The sequence below is a fragment of the Klebsiella ornithinolytica genome, assembly GCF_030505655.1.
GTDB lineage: Bacteria > Pseudomonadota > Gammaproteobacteria > Enterobacterales > Enterobacteriaceae > Klebsiella > Klebsiella ornithinolytica.
In genome coordinates this window covers 4,522,000-4,538,434 of sequence record NZ_CP130153.1, presented here as the reverse complement: position 1 = coordinate 4,538,434, position 16,435 = coordinate 4,522,000, and the positions used below count along the sequence as shown (strand labels likewise).

Below are 16,435 nucleotides of genomic sequence, written 5' to 3'. Positions count from 1 at the left end.
AACGTCGCCTGCGGCGGCCCATCGGGTGACGGGCAGGACGCCCGTCATAAAAAAAGCCGGCGGGCGCCGGCTTTTCGTTATGCGTCGTGCGAGATTATCGCCGGGATGGTGTCATCCTTACGTAACGTCAGAATCTCACAGCCGTTCTCTGTCACCACAATAGTATGCTCGTACTGCGCAGACAAGCTCCGGTCTTTGGTTTTCACCGTCCAGCCGTCTTTCATGCTGCGGATCTCTTTCTTACCGGCATTGACCATCGGTTCGATGGTAAAGGTCATGCCCGGCTTGAGCACCACATTGGTTTCAGGAGAGTCGTAGTGCAGCACCTGCGGTTCTTCATGGAAACCGCGACCGATACCGTGACCGCAATATTCACGCACCACCGAGAAACCTTCCGCTTCGACGAATTTCTGGATAGCTGCGCCGATCGCGCGCAGGTTGATTCCCGGCTTAACCATCTTCAGGGCCAGATACAGGCTCTCCTGGGTGATGCGGCACAGACGCTCGCCGAGAATCGTCGGTTTGCCGACGATGAACATCCTGGAGGTGTCGCCGTGGAAATCATCCTTAATTACCGTGACATCAATGTTGACGATGTCGCCGTCTTTCAACAGTTTTTCGTCGTCCGGAATCCCGTGACAGACGACTTCGTTAATAGAGATGCACACGGATTTCGGGTAACCGTGGTAGCCGAGGCAGGCGGAGATCGCTTTCTGTTCGTTAACAATATAATCGTTACAGATGCGGTCCAGTTCGCCGGTGCTGACGCCCGGTTTAACGTAGGGTTCGATCATTTCCAGCACTTCAGCGGCCAGGCGGCCGGCGACGCGCATTTTTTCGATGTCTTCAGATGTCTTGATAGATATAGCCATGGATTGTGTCCAGCTGTGTCGGTTTTTTCGACAATAATAGAGTTATTCCTGCCAATGTTAACAGTCCGGGTGTCCTGGTGCCAAATTGAGAATCATTAACAGCACTCAGCGTCAACAACAGTTGGTTTCCGATCGGGTTTTGTGGTATAAAGCGCGCCGGACTTCCGTTCCATTTCGTACTACACAGGATGGACTGAAGCGACAAATCTCACTTTGTGTAAATAACACACACGTATCGACACATATTCCGGGGTGCCCTTTAGGGTCGGTAATATGGGATACGTGGAGGCATAACCCCAACTTTATCTATAGAGGTTTTAAACATGGCAACTGTTTCCATGCGCGACATGCTCAAGGCTGGTGTTCACTTTGGTCACCAGACCCGTTACTGGAACCCGAAAATGAAGCCTTTCATCTTCGGCGCGCGTAACAAAGTTCACATCATCAACCTTGAGAAAACTGTACCGATGTTCAACGAAGCTCTGGCTGAACTGAACAAGATCTCTGCTCGTAAAGGTAAAATCCTTTTCGTTGGTACTAAACGCGCTGCAAGCGAAGCGGTAAAAGAAGCTGCTAACAGCTGCGACCAGTTCTTCGTGAACCATCGCTGGTTGGGCGGCATGCTGACTAACTGGAAAACCGTTCGTCAGTCCATCAAACGTCTGAAAGACCTGGAAACTCAGTCCCAGGACGGTACTTTCGAGAAGCTGACCAAGAAAGAAGCGCTGATGCGCACTCGTGAGCTGGACAAGCTGGAAAACAGCCTGGGCGGTATCAAAGACATGGGCGGCCTGCCGGACGCACTGTTTGTTATCGACGCTGACCACGAGCACATCGCTATCAAAGAAGCAAACAACCTGGGTATCCCGGTATTTGCTATCGTTGATACTAACTCCGATCCGGACGGCGTAGACTTCGTTATCCCGGGTAACGACGACGCAATCCGCGCTGTTAGCCTGTACCTGGGCGCTGTAGCTGCAACCGTGCGTGAAGGTCGTTCTCAGGATCTGGCTTCTCAGGCGGAAGAAAGCTTCGTAGAAGCTGAATAATAAGGTTTCACCCCTTATTAGTACCGTGTATGAATAGGGGCCCATTTTCGGCCCCTTTTTTCAATTTATACTGTTTGGCCCCCGGCCGGGCAGTTCACATCTCCCGAGGATTTAAGAATGGCTGAAATTACCGCATCCCTGGTAAAAGAGCTGCGTGAGCGTACTGGCGCAGGCATGATGGATTGCAAAAAAGCGCTGACCGAAGCGAACGGCGACATTGAGCTGGCAATCGAAAACATGCGTAAATCCGGCGCAATCAAAGCGGCGAAAAAAGCAGGTAACGTTGCTGCTGACGGCGTGATCATCACTAAGATCGACGGTACCTACGGCATCATTCTGGAAGTTAACTGCCAGACTGACTTCGTTGCTAAAGATGGTGGTTTCCAGGCATTTGCTAATAAAGTACTGGACGCTGCGGTCGCTGGCAAAATCACCGACGTTGAAGTTCTGAAAGCACAGTTCGAAGAAGAGCGTGTTGCGCTGGTTGCTAAAATCGGTGAGAACATCAACATCCGTCGCGTGGCTTCCCTGGAAGGCGACGTTCTGGGTTCATACCAGCACGGCGCACGTATCGGTGTTCTGGTTGCGGCTAAAGGCGCTGACCAGGAGCTGGTTAAACAGCTGGCAATGCACATCGCAGCAAGCAAGCCGGAATTCGTTAAGCCGGAAGACGTTTCTGCTGAAGTGGTTGAGAAAGAGTACCAGGTTCAGCTGGACATCGCGATGCAGTCTGGTAAGCCGAAAGAAATCGCAGAGAAAATGGTTGAAGGCCGCATGAAGAAATTCACCGGCGAAGTTTCTCTGACCGGCCAGCCTTTCGTTATGGACCCGAGCAAATCTGTTGCTCAGCTGCTGAAAGAGCACAATGCCGACGTTACTGGCTTCATCCGCTTTGAAGTGGGCGAAGGCATCGAGAAAGTTGAGACTGACTTTGCAGCAGAAGTTGCTGCGATGTCCAAGCAGTCTTAATTTTCAAAAGGAGCCGCCTGAGGGCGGCTTCTTTTTGTGCCCGTTTTGTAAATTCAGCTCATCGCTTATAGTGGCGGTGCTGAAAAGCGGCATACAATGTCGCCAGAATTAACTCATCTCACTCGTTGACAGTCTCAGGAAAGAAACATGGCTACCAATGCAAAACCCGTCTACAAACGTATTCTGCTTAAGTTAAGTGGCGAAGCTCTGCAGGGTTCGGAAGGCTTCGGTATTGATGCAAGCATACTTGACCGTATGGCTCAGGAAATCAAAGAACTGGTTGAACTGGGTATTCAGGTTGGCGTAGTGATTGGTGGCGGTAACTTGTTCCGTGGTGCTGGGCTGGCGAAAGCGGGGATGAACCGCGTTGTGGGCGACCACATGGGCATGCTGGCAACGGTGATGAACGGTCTTGCGATGCGTGACTCACTTCATCGCGCCTATGTGAACGCTCGCCTGATGTCAGCGATTCCGCTGAATGGCGTGTGTGATAACTACAGCTGGGCGGAAGCCATCAGCCTGCTGCGTAACAATCGCGTCGTGATTCTTTCAGCAGGGACCGGTAACCCGTTCTTCACCACCGATTCCGCTGCCTGTCTGCGCGGTATTGAAATCGAAGCCGATGTTGTGCTGAAAGCCACCAAAGTCGACGGTGTGTTTACCGCTGACCCGGCCAAAGACCCGTCTGCCACCATGTACGATCAGCTGACCTACAGCGAAGTGCTCGATAAAGAACTGAAAGTCATGGATTTGGCCGCCTTTACCCTGGCGCGTGACCATAAATTGCCGATTCGCGTCTTCAACATGAACAAACCCGGCGCACTGCGTCGCGTGGTGATGGGCGAAAAAGAAGGCACATTGATTACGGAATAATTCCCGTCAGCGCCAAATCCGGGTAATATTCCGCCTTACTTTCGCGGGCTTATTGCCCGGTGATTTGCATTAAACCTGACTATACTTAGCTCACTTTTACGGTGAGCGACCGTCTGGTCTGTCTGAGACAAGTTTTCAAGGATTCGTAACGTGATTAGCGATATCAGAAAAGATGCTGAAGTACGCATGGAAAAATGCGTCGAAGCGTTCAAAACCCAAATCAGCAAAATACGCACGGGTCGTGCTTCTCCCAGCCTGCTGGATGGCATTGTCGTGGAATATTACGGCACGCCGACGCCTCTGCGTCAGCTGGCAAGCGTCACGGTAGAAGACTCCCGTACACTGAAAATCAACGTATTCGATCGCTCGATGAGCCCGGCCGTTGAGAAAGCGATCATGGCTTCCGATCTCGGTCTGAACCCGAGCTCTGCGGGTACCGACATCCGCGTTCCGCTGCCGCCGCTGACCGAAGAACGTCGTAAAGATCTGACTAAGATCGTGCGTGCCGAAGCCGAACAGGCTCGCGTGTCTGTCCGTAACGTGCGTCGTGATGCTAACGACAAAGTTAAAGCGCTGCTGAAAGACAAAGAGATCAGCGAAGATGACGATCGCCGTTCTCAGGACGACGTGCAGAAAATGACTGACGCCGCCATTAAGAAAGTGGATGCGGCGCTGGCCGATAAAGAAGCGGAACTGATGCAGTTCTGATTCTCTGCCGATACGCTCGCCGCCCACTTTGATTGATGAGCTGCGGGCGTTAAGTCTGAAACGCCGTACAGAAGACCGAACGCTCAATTCCTGGGATTGTGTTAAAACGGTCGGCCCTGTAGCCTTTGGCACGCTTGCTGAAGGTGATAGACCGCCGATCTGCTCCCGGGTCATTGTGGCGTAAGGGCTTTCTGACGGCGTTTTTCTTTTTATCCTGTCTCAATTCTTCTGGACATCTCATGAAGCAATTAACCGTTCTCGGTTCGACCGGTTCAATTGGCTGCAGCACGCTGGATGTGGTGCGCCATAACCCCGATCGCTTTTCCATCGCCGCGCTGGTCGCAGGGAAAAATGTCGACCGCATGGTTGAACAATGTCTGGAATTTTCTCCCCGCTACGCGGTGATGGACGATGTACAAAGCGCCGACGCGCTGCGCATCCGCCTGCGTGAAAACGGTAGCCGCACTGACGTATTGAGCGGCCAGCAGGCTGCCGCTGAAGTGGCTGCGCTGGACGACGTTGACCAGGTCATGGCGGCGATTGTGGGTGCTGCGGGGCTGGTGCCAACGCTGGCCGCCATCCGTGCCGGCAAAACGGTGCTGCTGGCGAATAAAGAGTCGCTGGTCACCTGCGGACGTCTGTTTATGGATGCCGTACAGCAGTATGGTGCGCACCTGCTGCCCGTGGACAGCGAACATAACGCGATTTTTCAGAGTATGCCTGTAACCGTACAGCATAATCTTGGATACGCTGACTTAACGCAGAACGGCGTATCGTCGATTCTGCTGACCGGTTCCGGTGGTCCTTTCCGGGAAACGGCGATAGCGGAACTGGCGGCGATGACGCCGGATCAGGCCTGCCGTCACCCCAACTGGTCAATGGGACGCAAAATCTCTGTCGATTCCGCCACGATGATGAACAAAGGGCTGGAATATATCGAAGCCCGCTGGTTGTTCAACGCTTCAGCCCGGCAGATGGAAGTGCTGATCCATCCGCAGTCCGTCATTCACTCGATGGTGCGTTATCTTGACGGCAGCGTCATTGCACAGCTCGGCGAACCGGATATGCGTACGCCTATCGCCCATACGATGGGCTGGCCAGACCGCCTGAATTCTGGCGTGCCGGCGTTAGACTTCTGCCAGCTGAGTCAGCTGAGCTTTTCCGCGCCGGACTACGGGCGCTATCCGTGTCTCAAGCTGGCGATGGACGCATTTGATCAAGGTCAGGCGGCGACAACGGCACTGAATGCGGCCAACGAAATCTCCGTGGCGGCCTTCCTGGCTGAAGAGATTCGCTTTACCGATATTGCGGGAGTCAACCTGGCGGTACTGGATCAGCTGGCGCTTGATGAGCCGCAAAGCATTGATGAAGTGCTGGTTATTGATGCTCAGGCCAGGGTCGTTGCGCAGAAGCAGATAAAACATCTGACAACGCGGGGCTGAACCTCCCGACACGTTGTGATATTTGTGGGCGCTGGGCTTCGGTGATATAGTCTGCGCCACCCAATCGTTGCATTTTGTTGTAAAAGATTGTGGTGGCCGTGGAAAAACACGGCTTTTTTGCGTAAAGCTTTGGGTTGTTCTCTGCGATTAGCTGTAGCTTCGGCACTGGATAAAAATGCGTATACAGCGCTGACCGGTTGCTCGCGTTTAGTGGCTTGGCTAATCCTTATTATGGACTTAAAACGCGTTATGTTGTCTGCTAATCACACTGTCAGCGAAATATCGCCTGCGCATGGCTGTCGTCATGTCGCCATTATCATGGACGGCAACGGTCGTTGGGCGAAACAGCAAGGAAAAATTCGCGCATTCGGCCATAAAGCCGGGGCGAAGTCGGTTCGTCGCGCGGTCTCCTTCGCGGCGAACAATGGTATTGAAGCGTTGACGCTATATGCATTCAGCAGCGAGAACTGGAACCGCCCCGAGCAGGAAGTCAGTGCTCTGATGGAGCTGTTCGTTTGGGCGCTGGATAGCGAAGTGAAAAGCTTGCATCGGCATAACGTTCGTCTGCGGATCATCGGCGAGACGACGCGGTTTAATGCTCGCCTGCAGGAGCGTATCCGCAAAGCGGAAGCGCTGACGGAGAACAACACGGGCTTAACGCTGAATATTGCGGCGAACTACGGTGGGCGCTGGGATATTATTCAGGGTGTCCGCAATCTGGCCGAACAGGTTCAGAACGGGTTACTTCGGCCCGAACAGATCACGGAAGACATGCTGAGTCAGCAGGTCTGTATGCATGAACTGGCACCTGTAGATTTAGTTATTAGGACCGGGGGAGAGCATCGCATCAGTAATTTTTTGATTTGGCAAATTGCGTATGCCGAACTTTACTTTACCGATGTTCTTTGGCCCGATTTTGCTGAACAGGACTTTGAAGGTGCACTCCATGCCTTTGTTAATCGAGAGCGTCGTTTCGGCGGCACTGAGCCGGGTGGCAATCATGCCTGATGGGGGTCACTTTTGCTGAAGTATCGCCTGATATCGGCTTTCGTTTTAATCCCCGTGGTGATTGCGGCGCTTTTTCTGTTGCCGCCTGCGGGTTTTGCCATCGTCACGCTCGTGGTGTGTATGCTCGCTGCGTGGGAGTGGGGGCAATTTAGCGGTTTCACTTCAACTTCACAACGCATCTGGCTGGCGCTGCTGTGTGGCCTGCTACTGGCGTTGATGCTTTTCCTGATGCCGGAATATCACTACGACGTTCATCAACCGTTGGTTGAGGGATCGCTCTGGGCGTCGTTTGGCTGGTGGATTGTGGCGCTGCTGCTGGTGCTTTCTTACCCGGCCTCCGCTGCTTTCTGGCGCAACTCGAAAGCGCTGCGTCTGATCTTTGGTATTCTGACCATCGTCCCGTTCTTCTGGGGCATGCTGGCGCTGCGCGCCTGGCATTATGCGGATAACCATTACAGCGGCGCGCTGTGGCTGCTGTACGTGATGATTCTGGTCTGGGGCGCGGATTCTGGCGCCTATATGTTTGGCAAGATGTTCGGCAAGCATAAGCTGGCACCGAAAGTGTCTCCGGGTAAAACCTGGCAGGGGTTCTTCGGCGGCCTGGTGACGGCAGCGATCATCTCCTGGGCCTACGGTCAGTGGGCAAATCTGGATGTTACCCCAACGGTATTACTGGTGTGTTCCGTTGTTGCGGCACTGGCATCGGTGCTGGGCGATCTGACAGAGAGTATGTTTAAGCGAGAGGCCGGCATTAAGGATAGCGGTCATCTGATTCCCGGACACGGTGGAATACTGGATCGTATCGATAGCCTGACGGCGGCGGTACCGGTGTTTGCTTGTCTGCTATTGTTGGTCTTCAGGACGATTTGACGGAAGGTTTTATGCTAAGCGTTCTCTGGAATTTGGCTGCCTTTATCATTGCGCTGGGCGTATTGATCACCGTGCATGAGTTTGGCCATTTCTGGGTGGCTCGTCGCTGCGGCGTTCGCGTTGAACGCTTTTCCATCGGCTTTGGTAAAGCGTTATGGCGACGTTTTGACAAGCAGGGAACGGAATTCGTCATCGCTCTTATTCCACTCGGCGGCTATGTCAAAATGCTCGACGAACGCGTCGAGCCAGTGGCGCCTGAGATGCGCCACTACGCTTTCAATAACAAAACCGTTGGCCAGCGTGCGGCCATCATTGCCGCTGGTCCTGTCGCGAACTTCATTTTTGCCATCTTTGCCTACTGGCTGGTGTTTATCATCGGTGTCCCTGGTGTCCGTCCGGTTGTTGGTGAAATAGTACCCGACTCGATTGCCGCACACGCACAAATTGCAAAAGGAACGGAACTTAAAGCGATAGATGGCATCGAAACGCCTGATTGGGATGCAGTGCGTATGGCGCTGGTCTCGAAGATAGGCGACGAGCAAACAATAGTTACGGTCGCCCCTTTCGGGAGCAGTCAGCGCCAGGATAAAATCCTCGATCTGCGGCACTGGGCGTTTGAGCCGGATAAACAAGATCCGGTGACATCGCTGGGTATTCAGCCTCGCAGCGCGCAGATTGATACGGTGCTGGCTGAAGTACAATCTGGTTCGGCGGCGCAGAAGGCCGGTTTGCAAGCGGGCGACAGGATCGTTAAAGTCGATGGTCAACCGTTAACGCAGTGGATGACGTTTGTAAATCTGGTGCGTGATAATCCGGGTAAGGCGCTGATTCTGGACATCGAGCGACAGGGGAGTCCCTTGTCTGTTACGCTGACGCCAGATAGCCGATCCGCAAAAGGTAAAGCCGAAGGGTTTGCAGGGGTCGTACCTAAGGTCATCCCGCTGCCTGATGAATATAAAACAGTGCGTCAGTACGGGCCGTTTGCCGCCATTGCTGAAGCCACGGATAAAACCTGGCAACTGATGTCATTAACCGTCAGGATGCTGGGTAAATTGATAACCGGTGATGTCAAACTGAACAACCTCAGCGGGCCGATTTCTATCGCCCAGGGGGCTGGAATGTCAGCGGAGTTTGGATTGATTTACTATCTGATGTTCCTTGCGCTGATTAGCGTGAACCTCGGAATAATCAATCTGTTCCCGCTTCCCGTCCTGGACGGGGGGCACCTGCTATTTTTGGCGATTGAAAAGCTGAAGGGCGGGCCGGTATCCGAGCGAGTTCAAGACTTTAGTTATCGCATTGGCTCAATACTGCTGGTGTTGTTAATGGGGCTTGCACTTTTCAATGATTTCTCTCGGTTGTAAGAGAGTTTGTTAGGAAGAACGCATAATAACGATGGCGATGAAAAAGTTGCTCATAGCGTCGCTGCTGTTTAGCAGCGCAACCGTATACGGTGCTGAAGGGTTCGTGGTGAAGGACATTCATTTCGAAGGCTTGCAGCGTGTCGCTGTTGGTGCGGCCCTCCTCAGTATGCCCGTGCGTCCTGGCGATACGGTGACCGATGATGATATCAGTAACACCATTCGTGCTTTGTTTGCCACTGGCAACTTTGAGGACGTCCGCGTCCTGCGCGATGGTGATACCCTGTTGGTGCAGGTGAAAGAGCGCCCAACGATTGCCAGCATCACTTTCTCCGGTAATAAGTCGGTGAAGGATGACATGCTCAAGCAAAACCTTGAGGCATCCGGCGTTCGCGTTGGGGAGTCCCTTGACCGCACGACCCTCGCTGATATCGAGAAAGGGCTGGAAGATTTCTACTACAGCGTCGGTAAGTACAGCGCCAGCGTAAAAGCTGTCGTTACGCCGCTGCCGCGTAACCGCGTCGACCTGAAACTGGTATTCCAGGAAGGCGTCTCGGCGAAAATCCAGCAGATTAACATTGTCGGTAACCATGCGTTCAGTACCGATGAACTGATCTCAACATTCCAGCTGCGCGATGAAGTGCCGTGGTGGAACGTGGTCGGCGATCGCAAATACCAGAAGCAGAAGCTGGCCGGGGATCTCGAAACCCTGCGCAGTTACTACCTGGATCGCGGTTACGCACGTTTCAACATCGACTCCACTCAGGTGAGCCTGACGCCGGATAAAAAAGGCATCTACATCACTGTGAATATCACTGAAGGCGAGCAGTACAAGCTTTCTGGTGTTCAGGTGACGGGCGATCTGGCGGGACATTCGGCAGAAATCGAAGCGTTGACCAAAGTCGAGCCGGGCGAGCTGTATAACGGCGCCAAAGTGACCAAAATGGAGAATGATATTAAGAAACTCCTCGGTCGCTATGGCTACGCTTATCCGCGCGTCCAGTCTCAGCCGGAAATTAACGATAGCGATAAGACCGTGAAGCTGCACGTCAACGTCGATGCGGGCAACCGTTACTACGTACGTAAAATTCGCTTCGAGGGCAACGACACCTCCAAAGACTCCGTTCTGCGTCGCGAAATGCGTCAGATGGAAGGGGCATGGCTGGGCAGCGATCTGGTCGACCAGGGTAAAGATCGTCTCAACCGCTTAGGCTATTTTGAAACGGTCGATACCGATACGCAGCGCGTACCGGGCAGCCCGGATCAGGTCGACGTAGTCTATAAAGTCAAAGAACGTAACACCGGTAGCTTCAACTTTGGTATCGGCTACGGTACGGAAAGTGGCGTCAGCTTCCAGGCCGGTGTTCAGCAGGACAACTGGTTGGGTACCGGCTATTCCGTCGGAATTAACGGCACCAAAAACGATTACCAGACCTATACTGAACTGTCGGTCACTAACCCGTATTTCACCGTTGATGGCGTGAGTCTCGGTGGTCGTATTTTCTATAACGACTTCGACGCGAACGATGCGGATCTGTCTGACTATACCAACAAAAGCTATGGTACGGACGTTACGCTGGGCTTCCCGGTTAACGAATACAATACGCTGCGCGCGGGCTTAGGGTATGTCCATAACTCCCTGTCCAATATGCAGCCGCAGGTGTCGATGTGGCGTTATCTGAACTCAATGGGTCAATATCCGGAAAATACCGATGATAAAAACTCATTCAGCGCCAACGACTTCACCTTCAACTACGGTTGGACCTATAACAAGCTCGACCGCGGCTTCTTCCCGACGGAAGGTTCGCGTGTCAACCTGAATGGTAAAGTGACCATTCCAGGTTCTGATAACGAATACTACAAAGCTACGCTGGATACCGCGACCTACGTGCCGATCGATAACGATCACAAATGGGTGGTTCTGGGACGTACTCGCTTCGGCTATGGCGACGGTATTGGTAGCAAAGAGATGCCGTTCTACGAGAACTTCTATGCCGGTGGTTCAAGCACCGTGCGCGGGTTCCAGTCGAACACCATTGGTCCGAAAGCGGTTTATTTCCCGGCCAGCAATCGCCACGATGGCGATGATAACTATGACAGTAACTGTAAGAGCACTGAATCTGCACCGTGTAAATCGGATGATGCAGTGGGCGGTAACGCCATGGCCGTGGCCAGCCTGGAGCTGATTACTCCGACGCCGTTTATCAGCGACAAATATGCTAACTCGGTCCGTACCTCCTTCTTCTGGGATATGGGTACCGTGTGGGATACTCACTGGGATTCGAGCGCTTACGCGGGTTATCCGGATTACGGTGATCCGAGCAACATCCGTATGTCCGCTGGTATTGCGGTACAGTGGATGTCGCCGTTGGGGCCGTTGGTATTCTCCTACGCCCAACCGTTTAAAAAGTACGAAGGAGACAAGGCCGAGCAGTTCCAGTTTAACATTGGTAAAACCTGGTAATTGCGGGCAGCAATGGAATGTAAGTGCAGTATAGCGCTGACTTTAGGCGATAATCACGGTTATCGCCTGGCCACGCAAATAACGGTACCCCTGGGTACTCATGGGATGGTAAGGAGTTAATTGTGAAAAAGTGGTTATTAGCTGCAGGTCTGGGTTTAGCAATGGTAACTTCCGCTCAGGCGGCAGATAAAATTGCAATGGTTAACATGAACAGCCTGTTCCAACAGGTTGCCCAGAAAACAGGCGTTTCTAACACGCTGGAAAACGAGTTCAAAGGCCGCGCGAGCGAGCTGCAGCGTATGGAAGGCGATCTGCAGTCCAAAATGCAGCGTCTGCAGTCCATGAAACCGGGTGCTGACCGTACCAAGCTGGAAAAAGACGTCATGGCTCAGCGCCAGACCTTCTCTCAGAAGGCGCAGTCTTTTGAGCAGGATCGTGCACGTCGCTCCAACGAAGAGCGCGGCAAACTGGTTAACCGTATCCAGACTGCTGTGAAAAGCGTAGCGAGCAGCCAGAGCATCGACCTGGTTGTTGATTCTAATGCCGTTGCATACAACAGCAGCGATGTAAAAGACATCACCGCTGATGTGCTGAAACAGGTTAAATAAGTAATGCCTTCTATTCGACTGGCTGATCTAGCACAGCAGTTGGATGCAGAATTACACGGTGATGGCGATATCGTCATCACCGGCGTTGCGTCCATGCAGACTGCAAAAGCAGGTCATATTACGTTCATGGTCAACCCTAAGTACCGTGAGCACCTGGCCGCTTGCCAGGCTTCTGCCGTTGTCATGACGCAGGATGATTTACCTTTTGCCCAAAGCGCCGCGCTGGTAGTGCGTAATCCCTACCTGACCTATGCGCGAATGGCTCAAATTTTGGATACCACGCCGCAGCCGGCGCAGGATATCGCCCCGAGTGCGGTGATTGATGCCACGGCGACGCTGGGTAAAAACGTCTCGATTGGCCCTAACGCCGTGATCGAATCTGATGTTGTGCTGGGTGACAATGTGGTGATTGGCGCCGGGTGCTTCGTTGGGAAAAAGACCAAAATTGGTGCTGGCTCCCGTTTGTGGGCCAACGTGACCGTTTACCACGAGATTGAGATCGGTGAGAATTGCCTGATTCAGTCCAGCACCGTTATCGGTGCCGATGGTTTCGGCTATGCCAACGACCGCGGCAACTGGGTGAAGATCCCGCAGCTCGGTCGCGTCATCATTGGCGATCGCGTGGAGATCGGCGCCTGTACGACCATTGACCGTGGTGCGCTGGATGATACCGTGATTGGCAATGGCGTTATCATTGATAACCAGTGTCAGATTGCGCATAACGTTGTGATTGGTGACAATACTGCCGTTGCAGGTGGCGTTATCATGGCAGGCAGCCTGAAAATTGGCCGTTACTGCATGATTGGCGGAGCCAGCGTAATCAACGGACATATGGAAATCTGCGACAAAGTCACCGTCACCGGTATGGGGATGGTCATGCGTCCTATCACCGAGCCTGGCGTCTATTCTTCAGGGATTCCGCTGCAACCGAATAAGGTGTGGCGTAAAACCGCGGCGCTGGTGATGAATATTGATGAGATAAACAAACGCCTCAAATCGATTGAGCGTAAGGTTAATCAGCAAGATTAGCGCATCAGTTGACACACAAAATCATGCAAAGCAGTATCCGGGCGGCAACCGCCGCTGACAAAGACACTGCCTGAGAGATGAAGTGTAAAAATTTTCGGCCTGTTGCATTCATAAGATTGCCGCAGGCCGTGTTATTATTGCCTTTTAGTATATTTAGACAGGAAGAGTATTTTGACTACTGAAACTCATACTCTGCACATTGAAGAGATTCTGGAACTTCTCCCTCACCGCTACCCGTTCCTGCTGGTAGACCGTGTGCTGGATTTTGAAGAAGGTCGTTTTCTGCGCGCAGTAAAAAATGTTTCTGTTAACGAGCCGTTTTTCCAGGGGCACTTCCCTGGTAAACCGATTTTACCGGGCGTGCTGATTCTGGAAGCGATGGCGCAGGCCACCGGCATTCTGGCATTCAAAAGCGTAGGTAAGCTCGAACCGGGTGAACTCTATTACTTCGCCGGGATTGATGAAGCGCGTTTCAAACGTCCGGTAGTACCAGGCGATCAGATGATTATGGAAGTCACTTTCGAGAAAACCCGTCGCGGCCTGACTCGTTTTAAAGGCGTCGCGCTGGTTGATGGTAAAGTGGTTTGCGAAGCAACGATGATGTGTGCGCGTAGCCGGGAGGCCTGATACGTGATTGATAAAACCGCCTTTGTTCATCCGACTGCCATCGTGGAAGAAGGCGCCGTTATCGGTGCTAACGCTCACATTGGCCCGTTTTGTATTGTTGGTGCTAACGTCGAAATTGGCGAAGGTACCGTACTGAAGTCTCATGTTGTTGTTAACGGCCATACCAGAATTGGTCGTGATAACGAGATCTATCAGTTCGCTTCCATCGGTGAAGTTAACCAGGACCTGAAATACGCTGGTGAACCGACGCGTGTGGAAATTGGCGACCGCAACCGCATCCGCGAAAGCGTCACCATCCATCGTGGCACAGTACAGGGTGGTGGATTAACGAAGGTGGGCAGCGATAACCTGCTGATGATCAACGCTCACGTCGCGCACGATTGTACGGTCGGAAACCGCTGTATTCTGGCCAACAATGCCACGCTCGCCGGCCATGTCTCGCTGGATGATTTCGTTATCATCGGCGGCATGACGGCAGTCCATCAGTTCTGCATTATCGGCGCACACGTCATGGTCGGCGGCTGCTCCGGCGTCGCGCAGGATGTCCCGCCGTTCGTGATTGCCCAGGGCAACCACGCAACGCCGTATGGCGTCAATATTGAAGGGCTGAAGCGCCGTGGCTTTAGCCGCGAAGCCATCACCGCGATTCGCAATGCGTACAAACTGCTGTACCGCAGCGGGAAAACGCTGGATGAAGCGAAGCCGGAAATCGCCGAGCTGGCGACTCAGTATCCTGAAGTTCAGCCATTTGTCGATTTCTTCGCCCGCTCCACGCGCGGTCTGATTCGTTAATGTCTGCACAGCGTCCCCTGACGATTGCCCTGGTCGCCGGAGAAACCTCCGGCGATATTCTTGGTGCAGGTCTCATCCGCGCCCTTAAAGCACGTATTCCCGATGCCCGCTTTGTCGGCGTGGCGGGGCCATTGATGCAGGCCGAAGGCTGTGAGGCCTGGTATGAGATGGAAGAGCTGGCGGTGATGGGCATTGTCGAAGTGCTCGGTCGCCTGCGTCGCCTGCTGCATATCCGCGCCGATCTCACCCGGCGATTTACCGAGCTTAAACCAGACGTATTCGTCGGGATTGATGCGCCTGACTTCAATATTACCCTCGAAGGTAATCTGAAGAAGCAGGGTATCAAAACGATCCATTACGTCAGCCCGTCAGTTTGGGCATGGCGGCAAAAACGCGTTTTCAAAATTGGCAGATCCACCGATCTGGTACTGGCATTTCTGCCTTTCGAAAAAGCGTTTTACGACAAATTTAACGTTCCCTGCCGCTTTATCGGCCATACCATGGCGGATGCCATGCCGTTGGATCCGGATAAAGGCGCCGCGCGGGATCGCCTGGGCATTGCCCGGGATGTGCACTGCCTGGCGCTGCTGCCGGGGAGTCGCGGCGCTGAAGTCGAAATGCTCAGCGCAGACTTTCTGAAAACCGCGCAGATTCTGCGCAAAGATTATCCCGACCTGCAGGTCCTGGTGCCGCTGGTGAATGCCAGAAGGCGGGAGCAGTTCGAACGTATTAAAGCGGAAACGGCGCCGGATCTTACGGTACATCTGCTGGATGGTCAGGCGCGCGATGCCATGATCGCCAGCGATGCGGCCCTGCTGGCTTCCGGAACCGCGGCGCTGGAGTGCATGCTGGCCAAGTGTCCAATGGTGGTTGGCTATCGTATGAAGCCGTTCACTTTCTGGCTGGCGAAACGACTGGTGAAAACCGACTACGTTTCGTTGCCGAACCTGCTGGCCGGCCGCGAGCTGGTCAAAGAGCTGCTGCAGGATGAGTGCCAGCCTGCGTTGCTGGCGAAGGCGCTGCGGCCGCTGCTGGCCGATGGTAAAACCAGCCATGACATGCATGACACTTTCCGCGCGCTGCATCAACAAATTCGTTGTAATGCGGATGAGCAGGCGGCGGACGCAGTACTGGAGTTAGCAAAATGATTGAGTTTGTGTATCCGCATACTCACCTGGTCGCCGGCGTAGACGAAGTCGGTCGGGGACCTCTGGTCGGAGCGGTCGTGACCGCCGCGGTGATCCTTGACCCGGCACGGCCAATTGTGGGTCTGAATGACTCCAAAAAATTAAGCGAAAAGCGTCGTCTGGCGCTGTTCGATGAAATCAAAGAGAAAGCGTTGGCCTGGAGTTTCGGCCGTGCGGAACCGCACGAAATAGACGAGCTGAATATTCTGCATGCGACCATGCTGGCGATGCAGCGCGCCGTTGCTGCTCTGCCGGTTGTGCCGGAGTTTGTGCTGATCGATGGCAACCGCTGCCCGCCGCTGCCTGTGCCTTCACAGGCGGTGGTCAAAGGCGACAGCCGGGTGGCAGAAATCAGCGCAGCGTCTATTCTGGCTAAAGTCGCGCGCGATGCGGAAATGGCTGAGCTGGACCTTGAATTTCCTCAATACGGCTTTGCGCAGCATAAAGGCTATCCTACCGCTTTCCATCTGGAAAAACTGATCGAACATGGCGCAACCGAGCATCATCGGCGTAGTTTTGGCCCGGTAAAACGCGCGCTGGGCCTTGCGTCCTGATTCTTGTGTCGAGAAATAAGTA

The 16,435-nt window shown here is 53.5% G+C and carries 16 protein-coding genes; 15 read left to right on the top strand and 1 reads right to left on the bottom strand.

Annotated features, from left to right (window positions below; genetic code table 11):
• Window positions 1–77: 77 nt before the first annotated feature.
• Window positions 78–872: a type I methionyl aminopeptidase gene (map, locus tag Q1L34_RS21615; RefSeq protein WP_004858106.1), complete on the bottom strand. Its 795-nt coding sequence runs from the start codon at window positions 870–872 to the stop codon at window positions 78–80.
• Window positions 873–1,195: 323 nt separating this feature from the next.
• Here map and rpsB point away from each other — a divergent pair, with 323 nt between their 5' ends.
• The 15 genes from rpsB (at window position 1,196) to rnhB (ending at window position 16,413) form a co-directional block, all read left to right on the top strand.
• Window positions 1,196–1,921: a 30S ribosomal protein S2 gene (rpsB, locus tag Q1L34_RS21610; protein ID WP_004858107.1), complete on the top strand. Its 726-nt coding sequence runs from the start codon at window positions 1,196–1,198 to the stop codon at window positions 1,919–1,921.
• Between the two features lie 117 nt (window positions 1,922–2,038).
• Window positions 2,039–2,890, top strand: coding sequence for a translation elongation factor Ts (gene tsf / locus Q1L34_RS21605; protein WP_015585106.1), 852 nt, complete (start codon window positions 2,039–2,041; stop codon window positions 2,888–2,890).
• A 147-nt stretch (window positions 2,891–3,037) separates the two neighbouring features.
• The gene (gene pyrH, locus Q1L34_RS21600; protein WP_004858112.1) at window positions 3,038–3,763 is read left to right on the top strand and encodes a UMP kinase; all 726 of its coding nucleotides are present in this window, start codon (window positions 3,038–3,040) and stop codon (window positions 3,761–3,763) included.
• A 150-nt stretch (window positions 3,764–3,913) separates the two neighbouring features.
• Window positions 3,914–4,471 (top strand): ribosome recycling factor, encoded by a 558-nt coding sequence (gene frr, locus Q1L34_RS21595; protein WP_004858114.1) that lies wholly within the window; start codon window positions 3,914–3,916, stop codon window positions 4,469–4,471.
• Window positions 4,472–4,710: 239 nt separating this feature from the next.
• Window positions 4,711–5,913, top strand: coding sequence for a 1-deoxy-D-xylulose-5-phosphate reductoisomerase (ispC, locus tag Q1L34_RS21590; RefSeq protein WP_004858116.1), 1,203 nt, complete (start codon window positions 4,711–4,713; stop codon window positions 5,911–5,913).
• Between the two features lie 249 nt (window positions 5,914–6,162).
• Window positions 6,163–6,921 (top strand): (2E,6E)-farnesyl-diphosphate-specific ditrans,polycis-undecaprenyl-diphosphate synthase, encoded by a 759-nt coding sequence (gene ispU, locus Q1L34_RS21585; RefSeq protein WP_004858119.1) that lies wholly within the window; start codon window positions 6,163–6,165, stop codon window positions 6,919–6,921.
• Between the two features lie 12 nt (window positions 6,922–6,933).
• Window positions 6,934–7,791 carry a phosphatidate cytidylyltransferase gene (gene cdsA, locus Q1L34_RS21580; protein WP_032716598.1) on the top strand — a complete coding sequence of 286 codons (858 nt, stop codon included), beginning with the start codon at window positions 6,934–6,936 and terminating at the stop codon, window positions 7,789–7,791.
• An 11-nt stretch (window positions 7,792–7,802) separates the two neighbouring features.
• Window positions 7,803–9,155, top strand: a complete 1,353-nt coding sequence (gene rseP, locus Q1L34_RS21575) for a sigma E protease regulator RseP (protein WP_004858123.1) — start codon at window positions 7,803–7,805, stop codon at window positions 9,153–9,155.
• Between the two features lie 31 nt (window positions 9,156–9,186).
• Complete coding sequence (gene bamA, locus Q1L34_RS21570) at window positions 9,187–11,616, top strand: outer membrane protein assembly factor BamA (RefSeq protein WP_004858125.1); 2,430 nt, start codon at window positions 9,187–9,189, stop codon at window positions 11,614–11,616.
• A 122-nt stretch (window positions 11,617–11,738) separates the two neighbouring features.
• A complete protein-coding gene (gene skp, locus Q1L34_RS21565; protein WP_004858127.1) occupies window positions 11,739–12,224 on the top strand; it encodes a molecular chaperone Skp in 486 nt (161 codons plus the stop codon).
• 3 nt (window positions 12,225–12,227) lie between these two features.
• Entirely contained in the window at window positions 12,228–13,253 is a 1,026-nt protein-coding gene (gene lpxD / locus Q1L34_RS21560) for a UDP-3-O-(3-hydroxymyristoyl)glucosamine N-acyltransferase (protein ID WP_004858130.1), read from the top strand.
• A 171-nt stretch (window positions 13,254–13,424) separates the two neighbouring features.
• Window positions 13,425–13,880, top strand: a complete 456-nt coding sequence (gene fabZ / locus Q1L34_RS21555; protein ID WP_004858132.1) for a 3-hydroxyacyl-ACP dehydratase FabZ — start codon at window positions 13,425–13,427, stop codon at window positions 13,878–13,880.
• 3 nt (window positions 13,881–13,883) lie between these two features.
• On the top strand, window positions 13,884–14,672 hold the full coding sequence (lpxA, locus tag Q1L34_RS21550) for an acyl-ACP--UDP-N-acetylglucosamine O-acyltransferase (protein WP_004858134.1): 789 nt from the start codon (window positions 13,884–13,886) through the stop codon (window positions 14,670–14,672).
• Window positions 14,672–15,820 (top strand): lipid-A-disaccharide synthase, encoded by a 1,149-nt coding sequence (gene lpxB / locus Q1L34_RS21545; RefSeq protein ID WP_327204277.1) that lies wholly within the window; start codon window positions 14,672–14,674, stop codon window positions 15,818–15,820. Before lpxA ends, lpxB begins: the two co-directional genes overlap by 1 nt.
• Window positions 15,817–16,413, top strand: coding sequence for a ribonuclease HII (rnhB, locus tag Q1L34_RS21540; RefSeq protein WP_004858138.1), 597 nt, complete (start codon window positions 15,817–15,819; stop codon window positions 16,411–16,413). The genes lpxB and rnhB overlap by 4 nt, the downstream gene beginning before the upstream one ends.
• Window positions 16,414–16,435: the final 22 nt, after the last annotated feature.